The 26,884-nt window shown below is 39.3% G+C and carries 20 protein-coding genes; 11 read left to right on the top strand and 9 right to left on the bottom strand.

The features are described 5' to 3' along the window. Window positions 1-10: 10 nt before the first annotated feature. The 4 genes from K8089_RS11780 to K8089_RS11765 all read right to left on the bottom strand — a co-directional run bounded on the left by K8089_RS11780 (window position 11) and on the right by K8089_RS11765 (window position 2,910). Window positions 11-346 (bottom strand): GIY-YIG nuclease family protein, encoded by a 336-nt coding sequence (locus tag K8089_RS11780; RefSeq protein WP_237603491.1) that lies wholly within the window; start codon window positions 344-346, stop codon window positions 11-13. Window positions 347-407: 61 nt separating this feature from the next. Continuing rightward, window positions 408-701 carry a 1,2-phenylacetyl-CoA epoxidase subunit PaaB gene (gene paaB, locus K8089_RS11775; protein ID WP_237603490.1) on the bottom strand — a complete coding sequence of 98 codons (294 nt, stop codon included), beginning with the start codon at window positions 699-701 and terminating at the stop codon, window positions 408-410. Window positions 702-780: 79 nt separating this feature from the next. After that, a complete protein-coding gene (gene paaA, locus K8089_RS11770; RefSeq protein ID WP_237603489.1) occupies window positions 781-1,761 on the bottom strand; it encodes a 1,2-phenylacetyl-CoA epoxidase subunit PaaA in 981 nt (326 codons plus the stop codon). 75 nt (window positions 1,762-1,836) lie between these two features. Next, window positions 1,837-2,910 (bottom strand): 2Fe-2S iron-sulfur cluster-binding protein, encoded by a 1,074-nt coding sequence (locus K8089_RS11765; RefSeq protein ID WP_237603488.1) that lies wholly within the window; start codon window positions 2,908-2,910, stop codon window positions 1,837-1,839. A 114-nt stretch (window positions 2,911-3,024) separates the two neighbouring features. Here K8089_RS11765 and K8089_RS11760 point away from each other — a divergent pair, with 114 nt between their 5' ends. The 3 genes from K8089_RS11760 (at window position 3,025) to K8089_RS11750 (ending at window position 5,619) form a co-directional block, all read left to right on the top strand. Further along, the gene (locus K8089_RS11760) at window positions 3,025-4,812 is read left to right on the top strand and encodes an aromatic amino acid hydroxylase (protein WP_237603487.1); all 1,788 of its coding nucleotides are present in this window, start codon (window positions 3,025-3,027) and stop codon (window positions 4,810-4,812) included. Window positions 4,813-4,876: 64 nt separating this feature from the next. Continuing rightward, window positions 4,877-5,182 carry a rhodanese-like domain-containing protein gene (locus K8089_RS11755; protein ID WP_237603486.1) on the top strand — a complete coding sequence of 102 codons (306 nt, stop codon included), beginning with the start codon at window positions 4,877-4,879 and terminating at the stop codon, window positions 5,180-5,182. Window positions 5,183-5,292: 110 nt separating this feature from the next. Beyond that, window positions 5,293-5,619: a thermonuclease family protein gene (locus tag K8089_RS11750; RefSeq protein WP_237603485.1), complete on the top strand. Its 327-nt coding sequence runs from the start codon at window positions 5,293-5,295 to the stop codon at window positions 5,617-5,619. On the opposite strand, the gene K8089_RS11745 is transcribed toward K8089_RS11750, so the two are convergent. Continuing rightward, a complete protein-coding gene (locus K8089_RS11745) occupies window positions 5,614-6,228 on the bottom strand; it encodes a DUF4230 domain-containing protein (protein WP_237603484.1) in 615 nt (204 codons plus the stop codon). The two genes, K8089_RS11750 and K8089_RS11745, sit on opposite strands and share 6 nt — an antisense overlap. Before the next feature lie 201 nt (window positions 6,229-6,429). Between K8089_RS11745 and K8089_RS11740 the strand changes: the two genes are divergently transcribed. The 3 genes from K8089_RS11740 (at window position 6,430) to ppk1 (ending at window position 10,306) form a co-directional block, all read left to right on the top strand. Continuing rightward, window positions 6,430-7,227: a hypothetical protein gene (locus K8089_RS11740; RefSeq protein WP_237603483.1), complete on the top strand. Its 798-nt coding sequence runs from the start codon at window positions 6,430-6,432 to the stop codon at window positions 7,225-7,227. Between the two features lie 5 nt (window positions 7,228-7,232). Further along, entirely contained in the window at window positions 7,233-7,847 is a 615-nt protein-coding gene (locus tag K8089_RS11735) for a deoxynucleoside kinase (RefSeq protein ID WP_237603482.1), read from the top strand. Window positions 7,848-8,269: 422 nt separating this feature from the next. Next, the gene (gene ppk1, locus K8089_RS11730; RefSeq protein ID WP_237603481.1) at window positions 8,270-10,306 is read left to right on the top strand and encodes a polyphosphate kinase 1; all 2,037 of its coding nucleotides are present in this window, start codon (window positions 8,270-8,272) and stop codon (window positions 10,304-10,306) included. Window positions 10,307-10,418: 112 nt separating this feature from the next. On the opposite strand, the gene K8089_RS11725 is transcribed toward ppk1, so the two are convergent. The 4 genes from K8089_RS11725 to K8089_RS11710 all read right to left on the bottom strand — a co-directional run bounded on the left by K8089_RS11725 (window position 10,419) and on the right by K8089_RS11710 (window position 16,795). After that, complete coding sequence (locus tag K8089_RS11725) at window positions 10,419-11,450, bottom strand: App1 family protein (protein WP_237603480.1); 1,032 nt, start codon at window positions 11,448-11,450, stop codon at window positions 10,419-10,421. Between the two features lie 66 nt (window positions 11,451-11,516). Continuing rightward, window positions 11,517-12,782 (bottom strand): MgtC/SapB family protein, encoded by a 1,266-nt coding sequence (locus tag K8089_RS11720; protein ID WP_237603479.1) that lies wholly within the window; start codon window positions 12,780-12,782, stop codon window positions 11,517-11,519. A 471-nt stretch (window positions 12,783-13,253) separates the two neighbouring features. After that, entirely contained in the window at window positions 13,254-15,788 is a 2,535-nt protein-coding gene (locus K8089_RS11715; protein ID WP_237603478.1) for a sodium-translocating pyrophosphatase, read from the bottom strand. 494 nt (window positions 15,789-16,282) lie between these two features. After that, the gene (locus K8089_RS11710) at window positions 16,283-16,795 is read right to left on the bottom strand and encodes an inorganic diphosphatase (RefSeq protein WP_237603477.1); all 513 of its coding nucleotides are present in this window, start codon (window positions 16,793-16,795) and stop codon (window positions 16,283-16,285) included. Window positions 16,796-18,897: 2,102 nt separating this feature from the next. Between K8089_RS11710 and K8089_RS11705 the strand changes: the two genes are divergently transcribed. From K8089_RS11705 to K8089_RS11685, 5 genes are all read left to right on the top strand, one after another. Further along, complete coding sequence (locus K8089_RS11705) at window positions 18,898-20,286, top strand: MATE family efflux transporter (protein ID WP_237603476.1); 1,389 nt, start codon at window positions 18,898-18,900, stop codon at window positions 20,284-20,286. A 177-nt stretch (window positions 20,287-20,463) separates the two neighbouring features. Beyond that, window positions 20,464-20,997, top strand: coding sequence for a dienelactone hydrolase family protein (locus tag K8089_RS11700; protein ID WP_237603475.1), 534 nt, complete (start codon window positions 20,464-20,466; stop codon window positions 20,995-20,997). Between the two features lie 158 nt (window positions 20,998-21,155). After that, window positions 21,156-24,536 carry a CHASE domain-containing protein gene (locus K8089_RS11695; RefSeq protein ID WP_237603474.1) on the top strand — a complete coding sequence of 1,127 codons (3,381 nt, stop codon included), beginning with the start codon at window positions 21,156-21,158 and terminating at the stop codon, window positions 24,534-24,536. A 52-nt stretch (window positions 24,537-24,588) separates the two neighbouring features. After that, entirely contained in the window at window positions 24,589-25,749 is a 1,161-nt protein-coding gene (locus K8089_RS11690) for a hybrid sensor histidine kinase/response regulator (protein ID WP_237603473.1), read from the top strand. A 145-nt stretch (window positions 25,750-25,894) separates the two neighbouring features. Further along, window positions 25,895-26,512 carry a class I SAM-dependent methyltransferase gene (locus K8089_RS11685; protein ID WP_237603472.1) on the top strand — a complete coding sequence of 206 codons (618 nt, stop codon included), beginning with the start codon at window positions 25,895-25,897 and terminating at the stop codon, window positions 26,510-26,512. The last annotated feature ends 372 nt before the right edge of the window (window positions 26,513-26,884 follow it).

Below are 26,884 nucleotides of genomic sequence, written 5' to 3'. Positions count from 1 at the left end.
ATTTTTATGTTTATTCCCGAGTGGGGAATCTGTTTGTTTTATAAATCAAATTTTCGTTATTCCAGTTTAGACTTAAATCAAACCAGCCAGGGTTCACTTCTTCTATTAATTTCACTTTCCATTCCCGATTCCACTTTTTCATTTGTTTTTCCCGTTGGGAAGCAATAGAACCTTCTTTGAATTCTTCAAAATAAACCAGTTTATCACAATTGTATTTTGCCGTGAAGGAATTACGAAAAACCTTTGTTTTATGTTCTTCAATCCGGGCATCAATATTATCTGTTACGCCAATGTAAATTACACCTTTCGGTTTATTAGACATAATATATACATACCAATTTTTCATTCTCCGTTAACATTGAATTTCAGATTCCAATTGATAAGATTCCCGCCTTCGCGGGAATTTGTTACATATGCTTCACCTCATCGGGCAAATCGTAAAATGTAGGGTGGCGGTAAACTTTATCTTGAGCCGGCTCAAACAGTTCGCCATTTTGTTCGGGATTGGAGGCAGTGATGTTTTTACTTTCAACCACCCAAATGCTTACACCTTCATTTCGGCGCGTGTAAACATCACGTGCGTTTTCTAAGGCCATTTCGGCATCGGCAGCATGAAGACTCCCAAAATGACGGTGTTCGAGCCCATTTTTACTGCGAACAAATATTTCCCAAAGGGGCCAATTTTTTTTATTATTAGACATGAAATTTTAGATTTGAGATGCTAGACTTAAGATTTAGACGCTTTTTCTCACGTCTCATATCTCACGTCTCACATGTATTTTAACTTGCTTTAGCTACTTTTCTTTTTTCATTTTTTTCGGCGTAAGCCATAGCGGCATCGCGAACCCATTTACCATTATTCCAAGCATCAACTCTTGCGCCTAAACGTTCTTTGTTGCACGGGCCGTGACCTTTTACTACTTGCCAAAACTCGTCCCAATCAATTTCACCAAAGTCGTAATGCCCAGTTTCTTCATTCCATTTTAAATCTGGATCGGGAATTGTAAGCCCTAAAATATCGGCTTGCGGTACGGTTTGATCTATAAATTGCTGACGTAATTCATCGTTACTTTTTCGCTTTAGCTTCCATTTCATGGATTGCTCGGTATGAATTGATTCGGCGTCGGTTGGACCCAACATCATCAAACTTGGCCACCACCATCGGTTTAGCGCATCTTGCGCCATTGCCTTTTGCTCTTCGGTTCCGCGGCAAAGGGTAAGCATAATTTCATATCCTTGCCGCTGGTGAAAGCTCTCTTCCTTACAAACGCGTACCATGGCACGGGCATATGGCCCAAATGATGTGTTACACAACGGCACTTGGTTTATAATTGCAGCGCCATCAACCAACCAGCCAATCGCGCCTATATCGGCCCAAGTGATAGTTGGGTAATTAAAAATTGAAGAATATTTTGCTTTTCCGCTATGCAATTGTTCGTATAACTCGTCGCGAGAAATACCTAAAGTTTCGCAGGCCGAATACAAATACAATCCGTGGCCGGCTTCATCTTGAACTTTTGCCAACAATGCTGCTTTTCTTCGCAACGATGGGGCACGGGTAATCCAATTTCCTTCGGGAAGCATCCCGATAATTTCAGAATGTGCGTGCTGGCTCATTTGCCGTATATGCGTTTGTCGGTATTTTTCCGGCATCCAATCTTTTGGCTCTATCTTTTCGTCGCGCGCAATGCGGGCTTCAAAAATTTCTTCTAGGCTTCGACTGCGCTCAGCCCCCGAATTTTTTATTTCCTTTTCGCTCATAACTGCAATTTTATTTAAATTTTCAAAGGTTTGAAAACACAGAATATTTATTTTCAATAAAGTACGCTAAATACCTTATACATCAAAATCTACCTTCACCTTTTCAGATGTTGGTACTGCTTGACAGCTCAAAACAAAATTTTGTGCAACCTCTTTTTCTTCCAAAGCATAATTAATTTTCATTTCAACTTCACCTTCAACTATTTGGCATTTGCACGTACTGCAAACTCCACCTTTACACGCAAAAGGTAAATCGGCTCCCGCAGCCAATGCTGCATCGAGTATATTATCGAAATCTTTGGTCATTGTAAACTGAAATTCTTTTCCAGCATCTACAATGGTAACTTCGGTTCCTTCAACATTTTGTTGCGCAAGGCGCTCAGCACGTTTTTTGTCTTCCTCGGTTAATCCCGTTACAAATAATTCAAAATGAATCAATTCCTTCGGTAAACCTGCTTTAACTAAATAATCACTTACATAATTCACCATTTCTTCGGGACCGCATAAAAACACTTCGCTAGTATCTGGAATATCGATAAAAGTTTGCGTTAAAATCTTCATCTTTTCATCGTCAAAACGGCCATTAAACAGCTCGATGTCGCGACGTTCTTTGGTGAGGAAATAATAAATTTCCAACCTCCCAAAGTACTGATTTCGAAGCTGCTCCAATGTTTCTTTAAAGATAATGGATTTTGCAGTTCTATTCACATAAAACAACTTGCAAGTTGAATTAGGCTCCAAAGCCAAGTGTGTTTTTATCATAGACAGGACAGGCGTTATTCCACTTCCGGCTGCAAAAAACAAATAGTTTTTAGATTCATTGGGGTTGGTATCTACACCGAATGTTCCACTAGGAATCATTACATCGAGATAATCTCCTGCGCTCAATTCTGAATTTACAAAGTTTGAAAACTTCCCTTCAGGAATGGTTTTTACAGCAACTTGCCATTGCTTATCAATTGGGCTTGAGCACAAGCTGTAAGAACGACGTGTATCTTCGCCGTTTATTTCGGCTTTTAAAGTTAAATGCTGCCCTTGGCGAAAGTGAAATGCGTCTGCCAAATTATTGGGGACTTCAAAAGAAATTACTGAACAATCGCCAGTTTCTTTATAGATGTCTTTTACTTTTAATTTATGAAATTTTGCCACGGATGGGGTTTAAAAAATGGTAAACAAAACTAAGCTTTTTGCTTTAGCCTGCAAGATACAAAAATTACACTTTAAAGCTTTGGAAAGCATTCTCGACTAAACTACTTTTGAACTATGGAAAGCAAGATTGAAACCAACGTATTGTTAGATCGGTTACCGCCGCATTTAAAACAGTATATAAAGCCACAAAATTATGAACAATACACGCCTATAAATCAAGCGGTATGGCGTTATGTAATGCGAAAAAATGTAGCTTATCTTACAAAGGTGGCGCATGAAAGTTATTTAAGCGGACTGAAAAAAACGGGAATTTCAATAAATGATATTCCGTCAATGTACGGGATGAACCGTATTTTGAAGGAAATTGGATGGGCCGCAGTTGCCGTAGATGGTTTTATTCCACCGAATGCTTTTATGGAATTTCAGGCGTACAAAGTGCTTGTAATTGCTAGCGATATTCGGCAGCTAGAAAATATTGAATACACGCCAGCTCCCGATATTATCCACGAAGGCGCGGGTCACGCTCCAATTATTGCGAGTCCGGATTACGCTGAATATTTACGTCGTTTTGGCGAAGTGGGAGCTAAAGCAATTTCCAGTGCGCACGATATGGATATGTATGAAGCTGTTCGCGAGCTTTCAATTTTAAAAGAGGCTGAAGGAATTTCGCAAGAATTAATAAATGCTGCCGAAGCCAAGGTGGAAGAACTTCAAAATAAAAAAGTGAAGCCTTCTGAAATTTCATTGATTAGGAATTTGCATTGGTGGACGGTGGAATACGGATTGGTTGGTACAGTAGAAAAACCCAGAATTTATGGCGCCGGATTACTTTCCTCTATTGGCGAAAGTGTTTGGTGTATGCAGGATGAAGTGAAGAAAATCCCGTATTCTATCGAAGCCGCTTACCAAGATTTCGACATTACAAAACCACAACCGCAACTTTATGTAACTCCAGATTTTGCGTATTTACAGGAAGTTTTAGAAGAATTTGCAAACACCATGGCCGTTCGTAAAGGCGGCTGGCGCGGCTTGAAAAAACTAATAAAATCGAAGCAGCTGGGAACAATAGAAATTAGCACTGGGCTTCAAATTAGCGGTCGTTTTAGCAGAATGATTAAAAACGAAGACAACGAAGTGGTTTATTTTGAAACCGATGGTGAAACGGCACTTAGCTACCGTGAAAAAGAGGTGATTGGTCACGGGGTAAGCCGTCATAAAAATGGATTCCGTTCACCTTTGGGAAAATTAAAAGGCATTAATCTCGCCATTGAAAACATGGGACCTCGCGATTTACAAGCGTATAATTTTTACGATGGAAAGCCTATTGAATTTGAATTTGAAAGTGGTATAACCGTAAAAGGATTGAATGTTACCGGAATGCGAAATTTAAGGGGCGAATTGATGCTAATTCAGTTTACAGATTGTACGGTAAAATATAAAGACGAAGTGCTGTTCACTCCCGAAATGGGCGATTTTGATATGGCGGTGGGCAAGGAAATTGTTTCGGCTTTTGCTGGGGCGGCAGATTACAATTCGTTTAATTTGGTAAATCATGTGGCGACAAGCAAAACCATTAGACCGCAGCTTTCTGAAAAAGAGAAAGAACTGAATTTGCTATACAAAGAGGTTCGCGAAACGAGAGAAAAAAATCCACCCTTAACCTCTTCTTCGAAGGAGGGGGACAGATTAAAAAAAATCTTTCGGGTTTTGAAAGATAATCATACAACCGATTGGTTGCTTCCTTTGGAAATTTATGAGATAGTTTCAAAAACAGACTTCGGTTTTTCTGAAGAAATATTGCAATATCTCTTAAATTTGAAACAACAAAAACCAAAAGTGGCACATTTAATTGAAGGTGGACTGGCGCTTTTAGAAACACAGACAAACGAAATTATTAACTAAAACTACTGATCGTGCTTCGGCAGCCCTTCGATTGCGCTCAGGGTGATATTGTAATTATTATTATATGGGACTACTAGATTTTTTATTCGGAAACAAGTCAAGAAAAATTGAAGATTTTAAAAGCCGCGGTGCTATTATTCTCGATGTACGCAGCAAGGGAGAATATGAAGGAGGCGCAATACCCGGTTCTAAAAACATTCCGTTGCCCAGCATTGGTTCAAAAATGAATGAAATTAAAAAATGGAACAAGCCCGTAATTTGCTGCTGCGCAAGTGGAATGCGTAGTGCCAGTGCCGCCGGAATTTTAAAAAGCAACGGTGTGGAAGCGATGAATGGCGGTGGCTGGTTTAATTTGAGCAAAAAACTTTAATCCCTTTCCAGAACTTTCTACTTACAGAAATATACATTTTTATCATTTACAAAGTACTGATTTCCAATTTTTTGTAATTTTATAGGTACTAATCATAAAAAATTGAAATTATGTATCAGTACAAAGCAAAGATTATTAAAGTTTACGACGGCGATACCGTAACGGCAATGGTAGATTTGGGGTTTTATCACTTTCAACAAATGAAATTTCGCCTTTACGGAATAGACACCCCAGAATTGCGCGGGGATGAAAGAGGGAAAGGTTTAGAGGTGCGCGACATTGTGCGCGAAATGATTTTAAACAAAGAAGTTATCATTAATAGTTACAAAGACAAACAGGAAAAATACGGGCGTTATTTGGCTAATATCATCATTGGCGATATAGACTTAAATGTATGGCTTGTTGATAATGGGTACGCCAGAGAGTATATGCTATAGCTTTAATTTTCTTAAAGCTTCTTCTGTTTCTACTACGGTAGTGTTGTATTTTAGCGTCCAACCCATAGAATGGGTTAGAATATAAATTTTCTGAAGCTCCGAGATCAATCTATTTTCAGCATTTGTTCGCAACTCTGAAGCTTCAATTTTCTTTCGCAGTGATTTTTCTATCCGGATTTTTATCTTGTTGTAATCGCTGGCTGTAAACTGATTTAAATAATCCTGCGTAACGTCGTAATATTGAATATTTGGGTTGATGGAAAGCTCCGGCTCGGGGATTTTTGTAATGGTTACCGTTTTTGAGGCTTCATCTACATCGGTGCTTATTTTACTTAAATCGTAGGCAATTGTCGCTTTCGCATTTACTACAATCAGCGCTTTTTTTCGAGCGTCGAAAAGGCCATACATTAAATTCTTGCTGTCGTTATAACTATACACCTGCGCATAGCTGCCTTCGGTAACAATTAGTTTGCCCACATTTTTTAATTCTCTTTGGATGAGTGCTGTGTTAGCTTCAAGTATTTCGCGATTCTCCTTTTTGTCTTCACAATAACGCAAACCAAAAACGATAACGAAGGCAATTATAATTCCGAGGAAGATATTTCGCATTAAAGTATTTTTATGGGTAAGATATAAAAATTGAACAGTAAGCGTATTTAGTTTAACTGAAATTTAATTTCCACAAATCATATCTCGCAACAACCAATTTGATGCTATACATCGTGAGGTAGCGTTTGATGTCTTCATTTTAAAGTTTGTTTTTCGCTTCGTTATCATAATTATTTATTCATTTCGTAACTTGCCAACCTTATGAAACAGCTTTTTCTTCTTTTTTTACTTATCGCTCAAATTGGCGTTGCGCAAAGTCTCGCTCCCGAAGGCACAGTGCCGCTTGTGGCTGATAGGTTTATAGGAATTGACAATTACAAAAACACCTATTTTATAAAAAACCGCGTAATAAATAAACAAGGCCCTGACGGTAATTTTCTGTACAACGATTTGCAATTGGGGCGGATTACTTCGGTAGATATTATAAATCCGTTGAAGGTGGTTGTGTTTTTTCAGGATACAAATACGGTGGTTTTATTGGACAATAAATTAAGTGAAATACAGCGTATCAACTTCAACAATTTGCCGCAATTTTTAAATGTGAGTACCGCCACAAATGCTGGCAACAACAGTCTTTGGCTGTTTAATGTAGATACGCAACAGCTGGAACTTTACAATTACGGTTCAAAATTGCAGACGGTGGTATCGCAGCCTTTTCCGGGGAAATTACTATCGCAAGCCAGCAATTTTAATTATTGTTTCACTTTAACCGAAAAGAAACTACGCGCGTTCAATATTTACGGAAGTATTTTAAATGAAACACCTTCAGAAGAGTATGAACTTATAATTCAGCAGCATGAAAACTTGGTAGCATTAAAGGAAAACCAACTGTATTACATCCCCGATTTTGCAAGGCGTAACAACGAAATTGCACACGAGACGGTAAAGTTGAAATTGGCTGAAATTACCATTAAAGATTTGCAGCTTAGCAATGATTTCCTGTATATTTATGACGGCAAATTATTGCACACTTTTAAACTAACCATCCCAAAGAAATAACGAATATGCATATTGCAATTGCAGGAAATATAGGCTCTGGAAAAACCACTCTTACCGGCTTATTGGCAAAACATTACAAATGGCAAGCACATTATGAAGATGTGGAAGACAACCCGTATTTAGACGATTTTTACAACCAAATGGAGCGTTGGTCTTTTAATCTTCAAATTTACTTTTTAAACAGTCGCTTTCGGCAAATTCTCGATATTCGCGAAAAAGGCAAAAGTGTTATTCAAGATAGAACAATCTATGAAGACGCCTATATTTTTGCACCCAACCTGCACGCCATGGGGCTTATGACCAACCGCGATTTTGAAAACTACCGCTCGCTTTTTGAACTTATGGAAAGCGTTACCGAAGGCCCAGATTTACTTATTTACTTGCGAAGCAGTATTCCCAATCTTGTAAACCAAATTCACAAACGCGGTCGTGATTACGAAAATTCTATCAGCATTGATTACTTAAGTAGGTTGAACGAGCGCTACGAAGCTTGGATTCACGGGTACGACAAAGGCAACCTTATTATTTTTGATGTGGACAATATAAATTTTGTGGATGATCCGGAGCATTTGGGGGAGGTAATTAATAAGATTGATGCAGAGCTTCACGGATTGTTTTAAGATTAGATATGAGATTTGAGTATTGAGATGTTCGATTTAAGACTTGGGTTGTTCGATTTGAGTTGTGTGCTGCTGATATTTTTCACTTCAAAATAACCTATAGGTTTATAAATCTTCTGTTTCTTTCAAATTCTGTATTAAAAAAAGAATTAAGACCGCTACGCTATAAGATTCAAGAAGCAAGACTAAAAATGTAAAGAACTGCATGTGTAGTCTTTTAAGTATAAGTTGAGGTTTCAAGGTATTACAATAGTTTCTACTACAGACGTTACTTTGAGTTTTACAAAAATGTAAACCCAAGTTAATTTATTTTAAAGCTCCGTAAAATTGTACGGGGCTTTTTTTATGGTCAAATGCTATTAGCTTTTAACGTTTCCCTTACAGTATTCTATTTGTAAAACCAGTAATTTGCCGCATATACTATGGCATCACTCTACAACAACAAATTCTATCACCGGGACCTTTCGTGGTTGCGGTTTAACCATCGGGTTTTACAGGAAGCAGCAGATCAACGCAATCCGCTTTACGAGCGCATTAAATTTCTGGCTATTTTTTCTTCTAATTTAGATGAATTCTTTCGGGTTCGGGTCTCCGATATTCGACAGATAAAAACTTTAAACAAATCGCTTCGAAAAAAGCTAATCACCAAACCCAACAAGGTTTTAAAGGAAATAAAAACGCAAGTTGATATTCAGCAAAACGAGTTCGGAGAAATTTTTAATACTGAAATTATGCCGCAATTGGCATCGGAAGGAATTCACTTAATTGGTCACGAAGATTTTTCGGAAGCACAAAAAGAAATAGCGAGCACGTATTATAAAGAAAGCTTAAAGCAAATCACCGAAATAAGTTGCAATCCGTGTAAAGCAACACAGGCGATTTTTGTGAAGAATGAAAGGCTCTACTTGGCAGCACAGACTGCAAAAGAAGAATTTTTACTGGTGGAAATTCCCGAGTCCGAACCGCGATTTTTTGTATTTCCCTCCAAAGATGAAAAGGAATTTTACATCACTTTTATTGACGATATTTTAAAGTACAACCTACAAAAAGAGTTTGCCAAAGGGAACGAGTTGGACTTTTATTCCATCAAGATTTCGCGCGATGCCGAATTGTATATTGAAGATGAATTTTCTGGTAATTTGATGGAAAAAATAAAGGCGGCACTGCCCAACCGCGATACGGGTCAAGCTACGCGAGCTTTACTGGACCCCGCCATGCCGAAGGAATTTCGCGAAATACTTAAAAAAGCATTAGACGTAAATCATACCGATGTAGTGCTGGGAGGACGCTACCACAATTTTAAGGATTTTATGCAGTTTCCAAATCCAACGAAGAAACAATTAAGTAACAAAAAACTACCGCCACTGCCCCACCCTATTTTGGAAAATTGCGATTCTATCTTTAAGGCAATCGATAAAAAAGACCAGTTGCTACATTATCCATATCAGAGTTTTAGACCTGTTATTAAACTAATGCAAGAAGCGGCCACCGATCCTTCGGTTAAGACCATAAAAATGACCATTTATCGGGCAGCAGACGATTCCGATTTAAACGATGCTATTGCCTTAGCTGCAAAAAACGGAAAAGATGTCACCATTTTTATTGAAGTTAAAGCGCGTTTTGACGAACAAAATAACTTAAAATGGGGTGCTATTTTCAGAGAAAATGGGGCGAAGGTAATTTACAGTTATCCGGATATTAAAGTACACTCTAAAATACTTTATATTGAAAGAGAAGTAGCCGGTAAATTAAAGCGTTACGCCTACATTGCCACAGGGAATTTTAATGAAAACACAGCCAAACTATACACCGATTTTGGTTTAATGACGGCCCATAAAAAAATAACCAAGGACTTAAAACGGGTTTTTATGGTTTTGGAGCGCGATGTAATTGTCCCCAAAACAAAACATTTACTGGTTTCACCATTTACGGCTCGGGAGCGTTTTACTGCTTTGGTAGAGGAAGAAATAGCCCTTGCCAACGCCGGTAAAAAAGGATTGATTATTTTAAAAATGAACAGTCTGCAAGACAAAGGAATGATAAAAGAGCTGTACAAAGCCAGCAATGCGGGGGTTGAGGTGCGTTTATTAATTAGAGGAATGTGTTCATTAGTTCCAGGAATAGAAGGGCAGAGCGAAAATATTGTTATAACCAGTATTGTAGATCGTTTTCTTGAACACGGAAGGGTTTATCTCTTCGGAAATAATGGAGATGAAAAAATATACGTGGGCTCCGCAGATTGGATGACGCGAAACCTCACCCACAGAATTGAAGTAGTAACCCCAATCTTTGACAACGAACACAAACAAACCATTCGCGATCTTATAAATATTGAATTGGAAGACAACGTTAAAGCCAGAATTGTTGATGCCGAGCAAAAGAATGAATATGTGAAGAATTCAGCAAAGAAAGTACAGTCGCAGTTGGCTACTTATGAGTATTTTAGAATGCAAGGGTGATGGGGTGTCGGTTGTCGGGTGTCGGTTGTCGGTTGTCGGTTGTCGGTTGTCAGTTGTCGGTTGTTGGTTGTCGGTTGTCGGTTGTCGGTTGTCGAGTTGTCTCTGAGATATCTTAAATAAACCCGTTTTGTTTTGCGTGGGTAATTGCGGCTTCGCTATCTTCAACTAAAAGCACTGGGACAGTTTCATAATCTTTAAAAAGTCCTTTTACGCGCAGCATTTTGCGTTTGTGGTTTACGTTTCGCAGGTAGATTGCGAGGATGCGTTCGGGGTGGGCTTCGGCGATTTCGGTATAGATATCGGGGTCGTGTTCGCCGCTGTCGCCAATTAATATAAAGGGTAGCTTGGGGTAGGTTTTCAAAATATTTATAATTTCTTTTTGTTTTTGCGGCTTTTCATTGTCGGAAGTTTTTGGGGTGAAAATTTTGGCCAATGGGTTTACAAAATCGCGAAGCAGAATTGGGCCTTTTAAAAAACTATTCTTTTCCAGAAATATTTCCAAATAACTGTAAAGGTTCCACGGACTGTGGCTTACGTAAAAAATAGGGTTGCATTCATTTCCCGATTTTCCGTCGTGCAATTTCTTATAAAACGCTGCAGCCCCTTCCAACGGAATTCGTTTTTCAGCTCTTTTAAAAATTGTGTTTTTCACTACCTGCCATTTTAACCGAGAGGTTAGGCCAGTGTGCAAAATGGTATCGTCTATATCGCTAATTATTCCAAATTTGGCGCCATCGGAAGTAGTATTTGCAATTAAGTGAGGGATTAAAATTTCGCCTTTAAAACGATTTCCAAGTTGAATATTTCGACCTATATTTTTATTGGCAAAGGAAATGGTGTAATGAAGCCAACTCTCTTCATCGGTTAAGGGGCGCAGGTTTTCAAAAATAGTATCTATTAAAAAATAACCTTGCGCATCGGTGATTGTCTCAATGGTTCTTCCATCGGGGAGGCTTAGTAATAGTGTTGCATTTTTTACTTTATCGGTTTCAAAACGCTTCCAACTATTCCACAGCAAATTAAAAAAGCCTGTTTTTGAATGGTTGATATTTTCATCTTCAATGGCACGCCCTTTCACATACAAATGGTTTGTTGTTCCATAACTTCGGAAGGTGATGATTTGTATAGGGTCTTTTTTAAGCATTTGCGGAAGATTGGGTTTTAATTAGACCATCAAGGTTTTGGAAACCTCATAGGATAAATATTCACATTAAAAGTGCCAATTTTCGGGCCATATTAGCATAAGCAAGAGACCGAAAACAATTGTAACTCCGAAGGAGATACCCACCCATTTTGCCAACTGTCGTGTACCGAGAACGGCCGCCATAATTCCTTTAAACAACAAATTAGAAAGGGATGCTAGTAAAATAAGTCGCCAGCCGGTGGCAGTGCTTAAGCCTTCAGTTTTCATCATTTGTGATAGTGACAATGTAATTGCATCAACATCGGTTAATCCGCTTATAATGGCAACCACATAGAGCGCTTCACTACCGAATTCCTGTTTGGTAAAGGCAACGGCCAGTAAAATTGCTCCATAAAGTAAGCCGAAGATTAGCGCAGCTTTAAATTGGGCTGGGTTTTTGGGTTCGGGCATTGCTTCATCTCCCCCATTTTTACTAATGATATAAAATAAGCCGCCGCATAAAATAGCCATTAGCACTAAGACTGTAAGCAGTGGTAATAGTAGCTCGGGTAGTTTTTCGGGAACAACTACGCTCACTTCAATTAAAACCCGCACCAAGGCAACTGCCGAAGCCGTAGTAATTACAAAAGCGGCCATTTTATTAATTGCATCGCTATCTTTTGTTTTTCTAGCATAGCTTACGGTGGTAGCGGTACTGCTGATAAGTCCGCCAAGAATTCCGTTAGAAATTACCCCTACTTTCTTGCCAACAAATTTATATATGAAATAACCCACAACGCTAATACCAACAATTAAGGTGACCATTAGCCAGATATTTCGGGGATTTAAAACATCGAGCGGGCCATAGGTTTTATCGGGTAACAGGGGGAGAATTATTAATGAAATTCCTGCGAAAGTCATTATGGCAGCGAGGTCTTTTTCGCTGAGTTTTTCGATAAAGCTATGGAGGTGTTCTTTCACATATAAAAGAATAGCCATAGCTCCTCCTACAATTACGGCGATAACCCGATCGCCCATCACCAAATAGGCGCCTACGGCAAACATTAGCAGTGCGGCAACTTCGGTAGTTTGGCCTATATCGGTATCGTTTAGTTTTTTGAGTTTTATAATATTGGCGGTTACCAGCAAAGCGGTAAGGCAAATGCCGAGTACGGGAAGGATAAAGGGGTTATTGAAATCGCGCGCCAAAAAAGCGGAAACCACTCCCATAATTGAGATGAGGGTAAATGTGCGAACCCCAGCCATTTCGTGGTCGCTTTTTTGTCTTTGAAGTCCTACAAGCATCCCCAAACCAAAGGCGATTGCTAAGGTAACAATGTCGTGATAATTCATAGCTGTGCCAAGATAGTGAAAAATGGGAATAGTTTTAAAGTGAATTTGAAAAAAGAGGAAAGCGGGAAGAGATAGGGAAAAAAGAGGAAAGAGGACTTGGCAGACGTAGGATGGTTTGACTTGGGATTTTTGACGGGTTGGATAAACGACTTTAATTCAGTTTGTAGCTTACGGAGAAAATGAGTTTCTTATAGTTGGGGGGTTGGGCTTTGGGACTATTTCACATAAACCCACCTCGACCCGTTGGAGCGGGCCATCCTTCACGGGTGGGGAGCACTTACTTCTTGACATAGAACAAGACCGTTGAGGGATGGGATTAGAATTTATGCTTTACTGGTTTATCTAGGAGCTTATTGTTTTTGATAAGCTGATAAAAGACAAGACCCCAAAGGTTTTCCTCCTTGGCTGAAAAAGCTTCAGCGGACAAGTTTTAACCTTTGGGGTCTGAAATATATAATTAGGATTTCTCCGTTATTCTTTATCTTTAATTTTAATCTTCATTCCTTCAACGTCCTTTAATTGGGCGCGCACTTCTTCTTCGGTGCCGGTGAAGGTTTTGGTTTCGGTAGTTTCAACGCCATCAACAGTTTTCGTAATCGTTACATTGGCAGTTACTTGATTGTTGTTATCGTTTTTCAACATTTCAACTACAGTTTCGGTTTTATCTTTTAGGTTATCACCTTCAACCATCGTACTTCCAGTTTCGATATACTGAACTTGTTTTTCGGTTAAAATGGTTTTGTTACCTTCAGCATCTATAAAGTAAACTTCTTCAGAAGAGGTTTCTGAAGCGACTACTTCATTTCCGTGACCTCCAAGAATAGGCGCAATAACAAGTCCGATTAAGCATGTAAGTTTAATTAAAATATTCATTGAAGGGCCTGAAGTATCTTTAAACGGATCGCCAACGGTATCACCTGTTACAGCTGCTTTGTGAGCTTCGCTACCTTTATAGGTCATTTCGCCATCGATCATTACCCCTGCTTCAAAAGATTTTTTAGCGTTATCCCAAGCGCCACCAGCGTTGTTTTGGAAGATAGCCCAAAGCACACCACTTACGGTTACACCTGCCATATAGCCTCCAAGCATTTCGGCGATAGCCATATTGCCCATACCAAATAGCATTGGAATAAATGCAATAGCAATAGGAAATCCGATGGTTAACACACCCGGAATTAACATTTCCCTTAGCGCTGCTTTGGTAGAAATATCAACACATTTGGCATATTCGGGAGTTCCGGTACCTTCCATAATTCCTGGAATATCGCGGAACTGTCTTCTCACTTCGTTTACCATTTCCATTGCAGCTTTTCCAACGGCATTCATAGCCAAAGCAGAAAATACAACGGGAATCATCCCTCCCACGAAGAGCATTGCGAGAACTGGGGCTTTAAAAATGTTAATACCGTCAATACCTGTAAATGTAACATAGGCTGCAAAGAGTGCTAATGAAGTTAAAGCAGCCGAAGCGATTGCAAATCCTTTACCAGTAGCGGCGGTGGTATTACCCACTGAATCTAAAATATCGGTACGTTCGCGAACAATAGGATCTTGTTCACTCATTTCGGCTATACCACCAGCGTTATCGCTGATAGGGCCAAAGGCATCAATAGCGAGTTGCATTGCGGTTGTGGCCATCATAGCAGAAGCAGCAAGGGCTACTCCGTAAAAGCCAGCAAAAGCATACGATGCCCAAATAGCACCTGCAAAAAGCAAAACAGATGGAAATGTAGAAATCATTCCTGTTGCCAAACCAGCGATAATATTGGTTCCGGCACCGGTAGATGATTGTTGCACTATTTTAAGAATTGGTTTTTTACCAAGTCCTGTGTAGAATTCAGTAACTGAGGAAATACCAGCGCCAACAACCAAACCTACTAAGGTGGCATAAAACACGCGCATCGAAGAAATTTCTTGAAGTCCTTCGCCGAAGAAGCTCATATTCATAGTTTCAGGAAGCATCCATTTTACAAGAGCAAAACAAGAAATAGCCACAAGAATTATTGAAACCCAGTTACCAATATTTAAAGCACCCATAACTTGTGCTTCTTTTGCGTCGTTACTTTTTATTTTCACAAGCATAGTTCCTATTACCGAGATAATAATACCTACTCCTGCAATAGCCATTGGCAGCAAGATAGGACCTATCCCGCCAAACGCATCAGCAATTGCGCCGCCCATGTCTTTTATAACGTAGTTTCCTAAAACCATGGCTGCGAGTACGGTTGCAACATAGCTACCAAATAAATCGGCTCCCATTCCGGCAACGTCACCCACATTATCGCCAACGTTATCGGCTATAGTTGCTGGGTTACGCGGATCGTCTTCTGGGATTCCTGCTTCAACTTTTCCAACTAAATCTGCTCCTACATCAGCAGCTTTGGTGTAAATACCTCCTCCTACTCTAGCAAATAAGGCAATAGACTCTGCGCCCAAAGAGAAGCCCGCCAAGGTTTCCAGAACGATGGTCATAAGTTCCTGTGGCGACATAGTAACACCATCAATGGTGGTAGGTTCCCAAACCCCGTTCATAAATACGTGAAAGAAAATAATAAAAAACAAGGTAAGTCCGAGTACAGCAAGACCTGCAACTCCGAGTCCCATTACGGTACCGCCGCCAAAAGAAATTTTAAGAGCTTCTGGCAAGCTTGTACGGGCAGCTTGTGTGGTACGAACGTTTGTTTTGGTTGCTATTTTCATACCCATATTTCCGGCAAGGGCAGAAAATATAGCACCAAATATAAAGGCAATAACTATTAACACGTGGGTTGTTGGTACTACGTACGAAACAACGGCTAGCGCTATACTCACTATTACAACAAAAACTGCCAACAGTCTGTATTCAGCGTTTAAGAAAGCTAAGGCACCTTCATAAATGTGGTCGCTAATTTCTTTCATTTTCCCATCCCCTGGGTTTTGTTTCATTACCCAAGAACGTTTAACGGCCATAAAAAGCAAGCCTACTATCGCCATCGCTATAGGGGCATAAATCATCATTGATTCCATATATTTTATAAATTAAGGTTGGTTGTTAAAAATGCGATTGCAAAAATAGGAAAATGGATTGGGATACGAAACGTTTTTTTAGACGTTAGACGCTAGAGGATAAATGGGAGATATGAGATGTAAGATGTGAGACTTGAGAGGGCTTGATATTGAGACAGATGACTAGGCTTTCAACCAATATTAGTCTATAATCTGATTTGCTTTAAAAGATACTTTGAGGTTGGATATTCAATATTTTAGGTTTAAAGTATGCTATAAATAAACAACTAATTAAAAGCTAGTTAGGTCTAAATAGGTAGTTTGTATATTTTGGAAATATTTGGCTAAAGCCGGATTGGTTATAACACTTTTATCCCCGAGCTAAGGCGCTATGGCTATTCAATACTTTTGGCTGAAGTGCAGTGACGTAAAGGATGTAAAACGTAGGACTAGAGGACGTAGGACGTAGACGTAAGACTTAAAATAAGTCTTACGTCTGTTTGTCTTATATCTTTTTAAATACTAAAGCGTCCGTGTACTTCGGGAGTGGCGGCATAGCGTTTTACGCACTGTTCGAAAATCTCGATGGCTTCAGCGGCATCGCCCCAACCACCAACATCTACACGTTTCTTTTCTAAATCTTTATACACTTTAAAGAAGTGTTCAATCTCTTTAATTAAATGAGGGTTTAGGTCTTGAAGGTCATTTAACTGGTTCCAAACTGGGTCTGACATGGGGACACAGATAATTTTTTCGTCTGGACCTTTTTCATCAGCCATGTGGAAAACGCCAATGGCCTTTACCTCCATCACACACATTGGGAAAGTAGGCTCGTGGCCCAGCACCAATACATCTAACGGGTCGCCGTCTAATGCGTATGTTTCAGGAATAAAGCCGTAATCGGCAGGATACATCATGCTGCTAAAAAGCATACGGTCAAAGCGGATTTTCTTTAGTTCAAAATCGTATTCGTATTTATTGCGGCTTCCTTTTGGAATTTCTATCAGTACGTCGAATGTCTTGTTCATGATCTTTTCTATAATTTATTTTGAGGGTGCAAAAGTACTGCTTTCTTTACAAATGAAAAACACCAATTGTAGATGAAGGGTTAAAGGTTTTAAATTGGGATTTGTGGAAAGTAGATCGATGTGTTGATAGAAAATAGACCGCTGCGCTATTAGAATCTAGATCGCTTCGCTGCTAGAGCCTAGACCGCTGCGCTACTGGAAACTAGAGTATAGACTGGGATGTAGATGAAGGGTTAGGGCTTTAAATTAATATTGGTTCGATTAAAAACATATTATGTCCCTACGGGACAATTGCTTCGTGGTGGGCTCTTGGCTACCCATATTTTGCCCCGCTGGGGCAGTTTGTCGTTAGTTCAGTATTGTTCAGGGAAGAGACTAGACCGCTGCGCTATTAGAGCCTAGACCGCTGCGCTGATAGAGACTAGAGTATAGACTGGGATGTTGATGAAGGGTTAGGGCTTTAAATTAATATTGGTCGATTAAAAACATATTATGTCCCTACGGGACAATTGCTTTGTGGTGGACTCTTGGCTACCAATATTTTGCCCCGCTGGGGCAGTATGCCGTTAGGTCAGTATTGTTCAGCGAAGAGACTAGACCGCTGCGCTATTAGAATCTAGATCGCTGCGCTGCTAGAAGCTAGACTGCTGGGCTGCTAGAGTCTAGAGTATAGACTGGGATGTAGATGAAGGGTTAGGGTTTTAAATTAACATGGGTCGATTAAAAACATATTATGTCCCTATGGGACATTTGCTTTGTGGTGAACTCTTGGCTACCAATATTTTGCCCCGCTGGGGCAGTTTGTCGTTAGGTATTAATTTGGGTAGAAAATAGAAACCCGTCAATTCCTAGTCCTGTGTCGAGGGATGAGATTAGACCGCTGTGCTGATAGAAACTAGACCGCTGCGCTATTAGAATCTAGATCGCTGCGCTGCTAGAAACTAGACTGCTGGGCTGCTAGAGTCTAGAGTATAGACTGGGATGTTGATGAAGGGTTAGGGTTTTAAATTAACATTGGTAGATTATAAACATATTATGTCTTGGCTACCAATATTTTGCCCCGCTGGGGCAGTTTGTCGTTAGTTCAGTATTGTTCAGGGAAGAGACTAGACCGCTGCGCTATTAGAATCTAGATCGCTGCGCTGCTAGAAACTAGATCGCTGCGCTGATAGAGACTAGAGTATAGACTGGGATGTTGATGAAGGGTTAGGACTTTAAATTAACATTGTTCGATTAAAAACATATTATGTCCCTATGGAACATTTGCTTCGTGGTGGGCTCTTGGCTACCCATATTTTGCCCCGCTGGGGCAGTTTGTCGTTAGGTCAGTATTGTTCAGCGAAGAGTCTAGACCGCTGCGCTATTAGAATCTAGATCGCTGCGCTGCTAGAAACTAGACTGCTGGGCTGCTAGAGTCTAGAGTATAGACTGGGATGTAGATGAAGGGTTAGGGCTTTAAATTAATATTGTTCGATTAAAAACATATTATGTCCCTATGGGACATTTGCTTCGTGGTGGGCTCTTGGCTACCCATATTTTGCCCCGTTGGGGCAGTATGCCGTTAGGTCAGTATTGTTCAGCGAAGAGTCTAGACCGCTGCGCTATTAGAATCTAGATCGCTGCGCTGCTAGAATCTAGATCGCTGGGCTGCTAGAGTCTAGAGTATAGACTGGGATGTTGATGAAGGGTTAGGGTTTTAAATTAACATGGGTCGATTAAAAACATATTATGTCCCTATGGGACATTTGCTTCGTGGTGGGCTCTTGGCTACCCATATTTTGCCCCGCTGGGGCATGGCGTTATGTCAGTATTGTTCAGCGAAGAGACTAGACCGCTGCGCTATTAGAATCTAGATCGCTGCGCTGCTAGAGTCTAGACCGCTGCGCTATTAGAATCTAGATCGCTGTGCTGATAGAGTCTAGACCGCTGCGCTATTAGAATCTAGATCGCTGCGCTGCTAGAAACTAGACTGCTGGGCTATTAGAATTTAGAGTTTAGAGTATAGGGTATTTGGGATTTGAAATTTTACGCTAGTTATATTATTTCGAGTATTAAGAGGAAATTAGGTTTTACATCGGAAAGGTTGTTATAATTTTGCTGAAATGACTAGTAAGAAGAAAAACAAGTTTACGGAAGGGAGAATTATCAGTTCACTTTTAAGCTTGGCACTCCCTATTATTTTCGCTAATATTCTTCAATCTGCCTATCAGCTTATAGATACGTTTTGGTTGGGAAGGCTTGGTGCCGATGCAGTTGCGGCTGTAAGTTTAAGTTTTCCCTTACTATTTCTTGTTCTTTCGCTTGGAGCCGGGCTTACCTTAGCTGGTACGGTTATGGTGGCGCGTTATAAAGGTGCAGAAAACCAGCCAATGGTAGATTTCAGCTCCTCGCAAAGTGTATTTTTAATCCTGTTAACGTCGGTTATCCTGGCTATTATAAGTTATTTTTCCGCAGGACCCTTAATGAATATTATTGGTGCCGGACCTGATATTATCGACGATTCGGTATTGTATTTTAAGGTTTCATCTTTGGGCTTCGTCTTCCTGTTCCTTTTCTTTATTTTCCAATCGCTTATGCGTGGCATTGGCAATGTAATGTTACCTGCATATATAGTTCTCTTTACGGTAATTTTAAACGCAGTATTAGACCCACTGTTTATTTATGGTTATGGTCCCGTGCAGGGTTATGGGGTGGCTGGCGCCGCAGTAGCGAGTGTTGTTACGCAGGCAGTGGCAGCAGCTATAGGCTTAATTATTCTCTTTAGGGGAAGGCACGGTATTAAAATTTCGTTGGCGTCTATGTATTTCAATATGATGAATTTAAAACGAACCTTTAAGCTTGGCCTTCCCGCAAGTATTGAGCAATCTACCCGTGCCTTGGGAATGACATTTATGATGGTAATTGTTACCAGCTTTGGTAGCGATATTGTCGCCGCTTACGGGATTGGTGCACGGATGCTGAGTTTTATTGTAATCCCCGCCTTAGGTTTGGGCATCGCTACCACTTCATTAGTGGGTCAAAATATTGGGGCTTTAAAGATTAAAAGGGCTGAAAAAGCTGCAAATCTCAGTGCCAAGGTGGCCTTCTTTGGGTTTACGGGCTTGGGATTAATAATGTTTTTGGTTGCCGAACCCTTAACGGCTTTCTTTATCCCCGAAGACACCCAAGTAATTCACGACGGGGCTTTATTTATAAAAATTATGTCGCTTAGTTTTGGTCTCCTCGGACTGCAACAGGTGATGAACGGCACCTTTAACGGAGCGGGATTTACAAAAGCTTCTATGTTTATTTCCATAATGACGCTTTGGATAGTACGCTTTCCGCTGGCTTATCTACTGTCTTATACTTTTGAGATGGGACCCGAAGGAATTTGGTGGTCATTTCCTATTTCTAACTTAGTTGCGGGCATTGTGGCCTTTAGTTATTTTAAAACCGGGTATTGGAAAAAAAGAGTGATCAGGGATAGAAGTTTTTTAACGGCGCAGGAGTGAATGGAGACGTGAGATTTGGGATGTGAGATGTGAGATGTGAGATGTGAGATGTGAGACGTGAGACGTGAGACGTGAGACGTGAGACGTTGACTTTGTGGAGTTTGAATATTTCACAAGATGCAGCATGTAAAGCAGCATGTAAATACGTGTTGCGCTGCTTTATAAATTGAGGTTTAAATGAAATTGAGACTCGTTATTTTATCTGATTTATGGGGTTTTAACAATTTACATTGGGTTAATAATTATGTGAAATTATTAAGTGATGATTTTCAATTAATCTTTTACGATTCCTGCGAGCTTGCAGAAATTGACAAAACCAACTTGACCGAAAAAGAATTACATTCCAAATTTACAAATGGAGGAATTGCAACGGCCACAACTAATTTATCACACCTTGAAAAAGAGCGTGTAATTGTAGTTGGGTTTAGCATAGGTGGAACGATAGCGTGGAAAGCAGCTTTAAACGGACTGAATATAAGCACTCTTTACGCAATTTCATCAACCCGACTGCGATATGAAACCACAAAGCCAAATTGTAAAATCAATCTTGTTTACGGAGCGTATGACCCATACAAACCCGATAGAAATTGGGCAGAAGCGCTAAAGTTGAAGTTAGAAATTATAAAAAACGGTGAGCACGACATCTATAAAAACCAAGAAGTAATTAAGGAGGTGTGCCAACAAATAAAAACGCAACTACCTGAAGCTTAAACCCTCGAATTAACAGAAGTTGCAAACAACCTGCCATATTGCAACTATTGCGTCAATGCCTATTAGCACAGGCGTTAATTACCAAAAATACATTTTGAGTGCATTGGAATCTATCTAACGGATAAAATTTGTAACTTTAACTGTCAATTGCAAAATGAATGAAAATAGTAACTATTAAAGCTTCTTGGTTGGTTTTATTAATTGGTTTAATAGTTACTACAATAGCTGCAACCTATATAAAGCGCGAAACCGATATAAAGGATGAAGCTGCTTTTAAGTTTGAAAGTGAAAACTTAGCTGGAAGAGTGGAAACCCGATTGCAAGCTCACGCCCTACTACTTAGAAGTTGTGCTGCTTTTTTTACGGCTTCAGATTATGTAAGCCGAAACGACTGGAGAGTTTTTATTGAGCAGTATAATATAGATGAAAATTTGCCTGGCGTTATGGGTTTGGGATTTTCCTTAAAAATTCCCAGTGATGAACTTCAAGAACACATACAACAAATTAAAGCGCAGGGATTTACAGACTATGTAGTTTGGCCAGAATACAACCGCGACATTTACACTTCTATTATTTATCAAGAACCCTTTTCTCCAAAAGATTCCCGAATTTTTGGTTTTGACATGCTTACAGATCCGGTACGCAAAAAAGCCATGTATCGCGCAAGAGACGAGGGGCTTGCTGCCCTTTCGGGAAAAGTGCAGTTAGAGGCGCAACAAGTCACCCAAATGCGTGCCGGGAATATTATGTTTGTAGCGGTTTACAAAAAGGGCGTGTCTATTAACACCGTGGAAGAACGTCGTGCCGCCCTTAAAGGATGGGTTTATAGCGCATGCCGGATGGACGATCTTATGTCTGGAATTCTCCCAGTGGGGAAAATAATGGATAAGAAAAACGGTCTATATTTAAAAATATACGATGGCGAAACCGTTTCACCTGAAGCGTTACTTTTTCAGTTGCATCAAGCTGATACTCAAGAGGAGGCTAGTAAAAATCAATTTACTTTTGCTTTTCCCATTGATTTTAACGGGCATAATTGGACCCTAGTTTTTAGGCAGAACAGAGGTACTATTTTTAATAATTACACCGGAGCGTGGAGTGTTTTTGGTGGTGGAATTGTTATAAGTATATTATCATTTTTACTCGCGCGCTCCTTGATAAGCACCAAATATAAAGCCCAAAAAATAGCAGAATCTTTAACGGAAGAATTAAAAGAAAGTAAAAACAAGCTTCAAAAAATCATGGAGGTATCTCCCGTGCCCATGATTTTAAATCGGATAAATGACGGGGAGGTTCTTATGGCGAATGAAGCGTTTGGGAAACTGTTCAATATTTCGGCATCGCAAACGATTGGGCAAAAATTACCTGACTTCTACCCCAATATAGCCGATAGAGATGCATTATTGAATACGGTAACCACCAAAGGCTTTGTCGATAAAGCCGAATTACAATTAAAGAAGACGGATGGCACATTGTTTTGGTGTGCTATATCCTTAAAACTATTAACCTTAAACGAGGGGCCGGTGTTAATTTCAGCTTTTCACGATGTTAGTAAAAGAAAAGAAGCTGAAGAGGAGATTAAAAAACATCGAGAGCAGCTTGAAAAAATGGTAGCCGAGAGAACCGAGAAGTTGACTATTTCGGAACAGAAGTTACGACAGAGCATTCAAAAAATTTCAGATTACAAACAGGCTTTAGATGCTTCAAGTTCGGTAACTATTTCAGACAGTGATGGAATTATTAGAGAGGTAAACGCTAATTTTTGCGAGATTTCAAAATACAGCAGGGACGAAATTATTGGTAGAAGTCATAAAATTAGCAACTCTGGATATCATCCCAAAGGCTTTTTTAAGAATCTTTGGACCACCATTTCCGAAGGTGAAATATGGCGTGGAGAAATAAAAAACAGAGCTAAAGATGGCAGTTATTATTGGGTAGATACTACCATAATTCCTTTTTTAGATATCACGGGAAAACCCTATCAATACGTGAGTATAAGAATTGATATTACCAATAAAAAATCGGTTGAAGCAGATTTAATAAAAGCCAAACAAGCCGCAGATGCTGCCAATCTTGCAAAAACCCAATTTCTTGCGAATATGAGTCACGAAATTCGCACTCCCATGAATGCGGTTATCGGATTTTCGGAGCTTTTGGCAAAATCTGTTGAAGACGAAAAACAGCGGTCGCAAGTAGAATCTATTCGCAGTAGTGGACAAAATTTATTAAAAATTATCAACGACATTTTGGATCTTTCAAAAATAGAAGCTGGTAAAATAGATATTGTAACTACCCCCATAAAGCTGTCTAATTTGCTTCACGATATTGAAGATGTATTTGCCGAAAAAGTAAAGTCTAAACAAATTACCCTCGACATAGATTATGAAAATGTATTTGAAAAAACGCTGCTTCTCGATGAAGTCCGCATTAGGCAAATACTATTTAACCTTATAGGCAATGCCGTTAAATTTACCGATGAAGGTTTTGTTTCATTAAGCATTGACAGCAAACAAAACAGTGCTGCAACGCATGTAGATTTAACGATAATAGTAAAAGACACAGGCATTGGCATTCCCGTTGCGGAGCAGGAAAGCATTTTCGATCCGTTTAATCAACCTTTGGGTCAAAACTTTACCAAGTACGGTGGCTCTGGCTTGGGACTGTCTATTACAAAAAAGTTAATCAATAAAATGAACGGCAGCATTAGTCTTAACAGTGAAGTTGGCGAAGGGAGTACTTTTAGGGTTACACTTCCCAATATTCAAATTTCAGATACTGAGATTGCAGTAAAAGAAAAAGCCTTTGATGCTTCAACCATACTTTTTAAACCTGCCACCTTATTAATCGTCGATGACCACGAAGAAAACCAAAAGCTGATTATTGATTTGCTTGAAGATTCACCATTAACCATTTTACAAGCAAAAAATGGAGAAGAAGCTGTGGCTTTGGCTAAAAAACACCTTCCAGATTTAATTTTAATGGATCTTCGGATGCCCATAATGGACGGCTATGAAGCCACTAAAATTTTAAAAACCCATGAGGGTACCAAATCCATTCCTATAATGGCCATTACAGCTTCAATTAAAAACTTAAAAGAAAGAAATAAGATTGAAAGGGAATTTGACGAATACCTTTTAAAACCCTTAAACATTGCACAATTTTTCACCAAGCTAAAAAAACATCTTAAATTTGAAGAAGTTCCCACAGGTGGAGAAACAAAGATAAACGGTGCGAAACCACAAAAATATAAGCTTTCTGAAGAGTTAAAGCCGAAAATCCCACAGTTTATAAAAGTGCTGGAAGGCGATTTAATGGCGGAATACCAAAAGGTGAACAAAAACCAGGTAATCAATGAAATTGAAAAGTTCGCGAAAGACTTACTAGCTATTTCACAGGAAATGCAATGTGAAGCGTTAATAGAATACAGTCGTGAATTATTAGTTTATTCGGAAAATTTCGACTTTCAAAACCTGTTATATACATTGCGTGAATTTCCAGAATTAGTGGCTTGGGTAAAAGCAGAAACTAATCACAATTAATAAAAAGGCAACTATTTTTTATGCTTTAATTTTCATAATTAAAATCAAAGCGATGAATGATAAAAAGAATTACAAAATACTAATCGTCGATGATCAACAGAAAAACATCCAAGTTCTCGGCAGTTTATTACGACAGCAAAAATATATAATAGGCGTAGCCACAAACGGGCAAAGAGCGATTGAAATTCTGTTAGAGTCTAACAATTACGATTTGGTTTTATTAGATGTAAACATGCCTGTAATGAATGGTTTTGAAGCGTGCAAAGCCATTCGCGAACACCAAAGTCTCAAAGAGATTCCTATTATATTTATTACCGCAATGGCCGATACAGACAGTATTGTAAAGGGGTTTGAAGTAGGCGGACAAGATTACGTAACAAAACCTTTTGGTGCTAGTGAATTATTGGCGAGGGTAAACACCCACCTACAGTTAAAGCACAACAAAGACATATTAAAACAGGTAAACAGTTGGTTGGAAAAAAAAGTGGCGGAACGGACTTTGGAATTGGAAATCGCAAACAACCAACTTTTAGAATTAGACGCTGCCAAATCGGAATTCTTAAAAATTATCAGTCACGAAATACGAACACCCTTAAACGGAATAATTGGGGTATTGGAAATACTTAACGAATTTCCAGTACCGGATGAACTAAAGGAATGGATTAATATTATGTCTATTTCTGCAAATAGATTAGAAGAATTCTCGTATAAAGCCCTCGATATTTCAATGTTTAATTCAAAGACGGAAGAGCTTTTATCTTTAAATCCTACCAATTTAAACGAAGTAATTACTACCAATGTAAATGCTTTAAAAGCTCGAGCCGAAAAGAAAAACATAACCGTAGTACAAGAAAATGACAGTGAAGATTGTAGGACGATGCTCGACAATAAATATATAAACAACTGTTTTACATATTTAATAGACAATGCCATAAAGTTTGCCAAGGAAAATTCGCAGGTATCGATAAAACTAACAACAACCAATGGAAACTTCCTGGTGGTAATTGAAGATGAGGGGAAGCTGTTTCCCGACGATTTTGATATTTCTAGGCTTACTCCCTTTAGCACCAAATCGCATATAGATCAAAACCCCGCTTTATCACTTTTTTTAAGCAAGCAAATAATAGAGGCCCACAAGGGATATATTGAAACAGAAAACACACCAACGGGTGCAAAGGTAAAAGTAGTAATTCCCAAAACTGGATATGCTTAAGGCAGCAAGCTCAAGGTTCTACATATTAATTTCTGGAAAAAACGAAGAATACCGATATTTTGAGTGTGGATATTATGGCGGAGGCTCCTGGTTTTAAAGGTAAATATTCAATAAAAAGTATTGATAACAGATTTAGTTCGCAAGAATGAAATGCACTTTATGTGAAACAAATTTACATACAATGGCCGATGCATATTACTTCGTCTGCGATAGTTGTGGGGCGTATGTTAAGGACAAAAAGTATTACTTAAGCCCTGAAGAGGAAAAAGCGCGGTATTTAACGCACGAGAACAATTTAGATGATGCGGGTTATAAAAAATTTACTTCGCCAATTACCGAGGCTATTCTTAAAAATCAAAATGCAGAACAGCTGGGACTAGATTACGGTTGCGGCACGGGTCCTGTAATATCGAAGCAGTTAAGAGACAAAAAGTTTCAGGTGAATTTGTACGACCCCTTTTTCCGAGTCAACACTTCCTATCTCAATCATTGTTACGATTATATTTTTAGCTGCGAAGTATTTGAACATTTTCACAAACCAAAAGAAGAAATAGAAAAGTTGTTAGGGATTTTAAAACCCGGCGGCCGACTTTATATAATGACACATATATACAATTCAGAAATAGATTTTGAAGGTTGGTATTACAGGAATGATCCCACCCACGTATTTATCTACACTTTTAAAACTATGGCCTTTATAGCGAATACGTATAATTTGAAAGTTGAAGTGATGACGGATAGGCTGTTGATTGGGCGGTGGTAGGTGTTAGATTTGAGATGTGAGATGTGAGATTTGAGATGTGAGACGTGAGATGTGAGACGTGAGACGTGAGACGTGACAGGGGAGACTAGAGTCTAGAGTCTAGAGGCTAGACTCAAACGAAAACAAATGTTTTAAAAAATATTCCTCTTGGCTATATGTGCCGTAGGCACGAGATATTGGTAGAAGCATTGTTGTTATAGGAATTTTTGTCCCGTAGGGACGACATATGAATGGGGTTGAGTTTTGAGTTGAGGAGTTTGGAGGGGAGAATCTAGAGGCTAGAGGCTAGACTAAAAACGGTCAACTCTAATCAGGGAAGTTCAGGTAGGACGAAGATGAAGATGACGTATGACGGTAAGACGTAGGACGTAG

The sequence above is a fragment of the Aequorivita vitellina genome (assembly GCF_022008365.1).
GTDB lineage: Bacteria > Bacteroidota > Bacteroidia > Flavobacteriales > Flavobacteriaceae > Aequorivita > Aequorivita vitellina.
The sequence above is the reverse complement of the archived record's forward strand: the minus strand, read 5'-3'. Positions and strand labels throughout refer to the sequence as shown.